This window comes from Streptomyces synnematoformans, from assembly GCF_039531005.1.
Lineage (GTDB): Bacteria > Actinomycetota > Actinomycetes > Streptomycetales > Streptomycetaceae > Streptomyces > Streptomyces synnematoformans.
On the sequence record NZ_BAAAPF010000694.1, the window covers coordinates 1 to 1,082 of the forward strand.

The following is a 1,082-nucleotide window of genomic DNA, read 5'->3' on the forward strand; positions in this document are numbered from 1 at the left end:
CTCGCCGAGGGCGCCGCCGACCCGGCCGACCCGCACTGCGCCGCGCACCTGCACGCCCCGCCGCTCGCCGTCGCCGCCGCCGCGGACCTCGCGGCCGGCGCGCTCAACCCCTCGCTGGACTCCTGGGACCAGGCCCCGGCCGCCGCCGAGGTGGAGGCCGAGGTGGCCGCCGCCGTCGCCGCCGAGGTCCACCCCGACGTCGCCGGCGCCGCCGCGCTGGTCACCACCGGCGGCACCGAGGCCAACCAGCTCGCGCTGCTGCTCGCCCGCGAACTGCTCGGCCCCGGCGTGCAGGTGGTCGCCGGCGCCAACGCCCACCACAGCGTCCACCGCGCCGCCTGGCTGCTGGGGATGCGGGCCCCGCACGTCGTCCCCACGCCCCGCGGCGTCCTCGACCCCGCCGCCGTACGGGACGTGCTCGGCCGCCTCCGGGGCCCCGCGCCCGGCGCGCCGGGCCCGGCGCTGGTCGTCGCCACCGCCGGCACCACCGACTTCGGCGCCGTCGACCCCCTGCCCGGGCTCGCCGACGCCGCCGGGGCGTACGGCGCCCGGCTGCACGTGGACGCCGCGTACGGCGGGCTGCTGCTGCTCGCCCCGGGCCGCGCGCACCTCGTCGCCGGGCTCGACCGCGCCCACACCGTCGCGCTCGACCTGCACAAGCTGGGCTGGCAGCCGATCGCCGCCGGCTTCCTGGCCGTACGGGACGGCGCCGACCTGGCGCCGCTGGCGTACAGCGCCGACTACCTCAGCGCCGACGACGACACCGCCGCCGGCCTGCCCGCCCTGCTGCACCGCTCGCTGCGCACCACGCGCCGCGCCGACGTGTTCAAGGTCGCCGTCACGCTGCGCGCGCTCGGGCGCGCCGGGGTCGCGGAACTGGTGGAGGCGACGTTCGCCGCGGCGGCGCGGCTGGCGGAGTTCGTCGCGGAGGACCCGGAGCTGGAGCTGTACGCGCCGCCGGCGCTGACCACGGTCCTCTTCCGGCCCGCCGGCGCCGGCGACGAGGCGGTCGCGGCGGCGTGCCGGCGGCTGCGCGCCGACGGGCACGGGGTGCTGGGGCGGGCCACGGCCGGCGGCCGGCG

The 1,082-nt window shown here is 81.1% G+C and carries 1 protein-coding gene; it reads left to right on the forward strand.

Features of this window, described 5'->3' with window-relative positions; all coding sequences use genetic code 11:
* Positions 1–1,082 (forward strand): pyridoxal phosphate-dependent decarboxylase family protein (locus ABD317_RS37180; RefSeq protein ID WP_344296526.1); only part of this gene is annotated, 1,082 nt, incomplete at both ends.